Annotated in this window: 3 protein-coding genes; 2 read left to right on the top strand and 1 reads right to left on the bottom strand. The window is 67.0% G+C overall.

Going from position 1 to position 3,531, the window contains the following annotated elements; genetic code table 11:
- Positions 1-254: 254 nt before the first annotated feature.
- On the top strand, positions 255-881 hold the full coding sequence (locus tag ACFDS6_RS16820; RefSeq protein ID WP_375273231.1) for a TadE/TadG family type IV pilus assembly protein: 627 nt from the start codon (positions 255-257) through the stop codon (positions 879-881).
- A 131-nt stretch (positions 882-1,012) separates the two neighbouring features.
- Here the strand turns inward: ACFDS6_RS16820 and glmM are convergent, their stop codons facing one another.
- The gene (glmM, locus tag ACFDS6_RS16815; protein WP_375273230.1) at positions 1,013-2,353 is read right to left on the bottom strand and encodes a phosphoglucosamine mutase; all 1,341 of its coding nucleotides are present in this window, start codon (positions 2,351-2,353) and stop codon (positions 1,013-1,015) included.
- A 60-nt stretch (positions 2,354-2,413) separates the two neighbouring features.
- Between glmM and ACFDS6_RS16810 the strand changes: the two genes are divergently transcribed.
- Positions 2,414-3,531: dicarboxylate/amino acid:cation symporter (locus ACFDS6_RS16810; RefSeq protein ID WP_375273229.1), on the top strand; the 1,118-nt coding region annotated here is incomplete at its 3' end.

Genomic DNA, 3,531 nt, shown 5'->3' with positions numbered 1-3,531 from the left:
AACGGACAATACGATGCTGGCGATTGCTTCCGGGACGCAAACGATAACGGCAGGTATGACACGGCTGCAACAGCGGGTCGCAGTAACGCGGGGGGCGGGGAAGATGTCGTCTCCTACACGGTGACGGTGTCTTACCCCCACCTATTTCCGGTAAACACGCTGTTCGGTTGGCCGGATCGGGGTACCGTCATCTCGAAAGCCGTGATGCGCAATCAGCCATATGCCAAGGCGACTACCCCAGGGATAGTCTGCGCATGATAGGCCATGCTGCACTTTGGGCTGATCGCCGCGGCGTCGCCCTAATCGAGTTCGCATTAGGCCTGCCGTTGATGCTGTTGCTAGGGCTTGGCGGGATCGAATTGTCCAACCTCGTTCTGGCGCATTTGACAGCCAGTCGCGTCGCAGCTTTGACCGCGGATAATGCTAGCCGCATCCGCGACAGTATCGACGAGACAGACGTGCTCGATTTGATGAAAGCGGCTCAGCTGTCGTCAGGCTCACTTGATTTACAACATCGCGGACGTTTGATCCTTTCAGCGCTACAGCCGAACGACAAAGGCGATGGTCAATGGATCAGGTGGCAACGATGCTACGGTTCGGCGCCTGTAAAACCTAGATATGGTCAGGAAGATGCGGGAAAAGTCGGTTCATCCCTGCAAGGGATGGGGCCACCATCAAGACAAGTGCAAGCGGACACGGGTACGAGCGTGATGTTCGTCGAGATCGAGATCGAGATCGATTACGGCTCGATCGTGCCGCCGAGCTGGGCGTCTACCGGTACGGTCCGGTACGAGTCAGCCTTCAACGTTCGCAAGCGGCCAAACGCCTATCTGACCAACACCAGCAAGCTGCCGGCTTCGGCCATCCTTCGATGCAACTAGTGCTCCAGAGATGGCGATTGTGAAAGGTTGCGCTTGCGCCTTTATGTCCGTTTATGGGCGAAAGCGATCGTTCGCGGATGCGCTTGCATCGTTCATGCCCTGGCTTTGCATCGCTGGCGGTACTTATCGCCTCACCCCGCGCGCCTGACTGCGTCGCAGATCGCGTCGACGACCTGTTCGACCTGGGCGCGGTCGTCGGCTTCGGCCATGACGCGGATCACGGGTTCGGTGCCGGACGGGCGGATGACGAGGCGGCCGGTGCCGTTGAGCGACGCCTCGGCGCGCGCGATCTCGGCCTGGACGGCCTCGGTCTCGAGCGGTTTGCCGCCGGCGAAGCGGACGTTCTTGAGCAGTTGCGGCACCGCGTCGAAGCGGTGGAGCACCTGGCTGGCGGGCTGGCCGGCGCGCTTGACCTCGGCGAGCACCTGCAGCGCGGCGACGAGGCCGTCGCCGGTGGTCGCGTAATCGGACAGGATGATGTGCCCCGACTGCTCGCCGCCGACGTTGTAGCCGCTACCGCGCATCTTCTCCAGCACGTGGCGGTCGCCGACCTTGGTGCGCACGAGGCCGAGGCCTTGGCGCGCGAGGTGGCGTTCGAGCCCGAGGTTGGACATGACGGTGGCGACGAGGCCCCCGCCCTTCAGCCGGCCGGCGCGCGCCCAGCCTTCCGCGATCGTCGCCATCAGCTGGTCGCCGTCAACGACGCGGCCGCGCTCGTCCACCACGATCAGCCGGTCGGCGTCGCCGTCGAGCGCGATGCCGATGTCGGCGCGCGTTTCGAGGACCTTGGCCGAGAGCGGCTGGGGATGCGTCGAGCCGATCTTGTCGTTGATGTTGAGCCCGTTGGGCGCGTCGCCGATCGCGATCACCTCCGCGCCCAATTCCCACAACGCCTCGGGCGCGACGTTGTAGGCGGCGCCGTTGGCGCAATCGATCACCACGCGCATCCCGTCCAGCCGCAGGTCGGCGGGAAAGGTCGTCTTGGCGAAGTGGATGTAGCGGCCGCGCGCATCCTCGATCCGCTTGGCGCGACCGATCGCGGAGGCGGGGGCGAGCGCGATGTCGGCGCCGTCGATCAGCGCCTCGATCGCTTCCTCGTCCTCGTCCGACAGCTTGAACCCGTCGGGGCCGAACAGCTTAATCCCGTTGTCGGCAAAGGGGTTGTGGCTGGCGGAGATCATCACGCCCATGTCGGCGCGCATCGAGGCGGTGAGCATCGCGACCGCGGGCGTCGGCATCGGGCCGACGAGGGTCACGTCCATGCCGACGGAAGTGAAGCCCGCCTGAAGCGCGCTCTCGATCATGTAGCCCGACAGGCGCGTGTCCTTGCCGATCACGACGCGGTGGCGGTGGTCGCCGCGCGCGAAGTGACGCCCCGCCGCCATGCCGACGCGCATCGCCATCTGCGCGGTCATCGCGCCCGCGTTGGTAAGCCCGCGTATACCGTCGGTACCGAAATACTTTCTTGCCATGACGCCTTCCATCCGCTTGCGCTGGCAGGGTCATAACGAAGCGCGGTGAAAAGGGCGATAATGTCGCAGGCGACCCGAATATTACTCTCGCTCGTCGTCGGGCTGTCGGCGGGGATCGCACTCGCGGCCTACGCGCCGGCGTATGTGCCGGACGTGGCGAGCGTGGCCGAGCCGATCGGGTCGGCGTGGCTGCACGGGTTGCAGATGACGATCGTGCCGCTGGTCGTCTCATTGCTGGTGACGGGCGTGGCGGCGACCGCGGAGGCGGCGAAGGCGGGGCGGCTGGCGGCGCGCGCGATCGCGCTCTACGTCGCGCTGCTGTTCTGCTCGGCCGCCGCCGCCGCGCTGCTGACGCCGCTGTTCCTAGAGCTGGTGCCGCTGCCCGCCGCGTCGGCCGCGGCGCTGCGCGGCGCGCTGACGGGGGCGCAGGCGATCCCCGAGGTGCCGCCGCTGGGCGAGTTCCTGGCGGGCGTGGTGCCGTCGAACGTGGTCAAGGCGGCGGGGGACAATGCGTTCCTATCGTTGATCATCTTCGCGCTCGTGTTCGCGTTCGCGCTCGGCAAGATCGAACCCGAGCTGCGCATCCTGCTGGTCCGGTTCTTCACCGCACTGCGCGACACGATGCTGGTGGTGATCGACTGGGTGCTGTGGATCGCGCCGGCCGGCGTGTTCGCGCTGGCGCTAGTGGTCGGCGCGCGCGCGGGGACTGGCGCGTTCGGCGCGCTGGTGCATTACATCCTAACCGTGATCGCGGTCGGGTTGGTGGTGTCGTCGTTCGCGTACCCGCTGGCGCTGCTGGGCGCGCGATTGTCGCTGGCGCGGTTCGTCAAGGCCGCGCTGCCGGCGCAGGTGGTGGCGATCAGCACGCAATCCTCGCTCGCCTCGCTGCCCGCCATGCTGGAGGGGACGCGCGCGCTGGGCGTGCCGGTGCGCGTCGGCGGGGTGACGCTGCCGCTCGCGGTCGCGGTGTTCCGCGCGACGGGGCCGGCGATGAACCTGGCGGTGGCGATCTACGTCGCGCGCTGGTTCGGGGTGGAGCTGACGTTCGGCACGCTCGCGACCGCGACGGTGGTCGCGACGCTGACCTCACTCGGGTCGGTCAGCCTGCCGGGCACGGTCAGCTACGTCAGCGCGATCGCGCCGGTCGCCGCGACGCTGGGCGCGCCGGTGTCGCCGCT

Source organism: Sphingomonas sp., assembly GCF_042095875.1.
Taxonomy (GTDB): domain Bacteria; phylum Pseudomonadota; class Alphaproteobacteria; order Sphingomonadales; family Sphingomonadaceae; genus Sphingomonas.
Note: the sequence above shows the minus strand (reverse complement) of the source record. Positions and strands in the feature narration are given on the sequence as shown.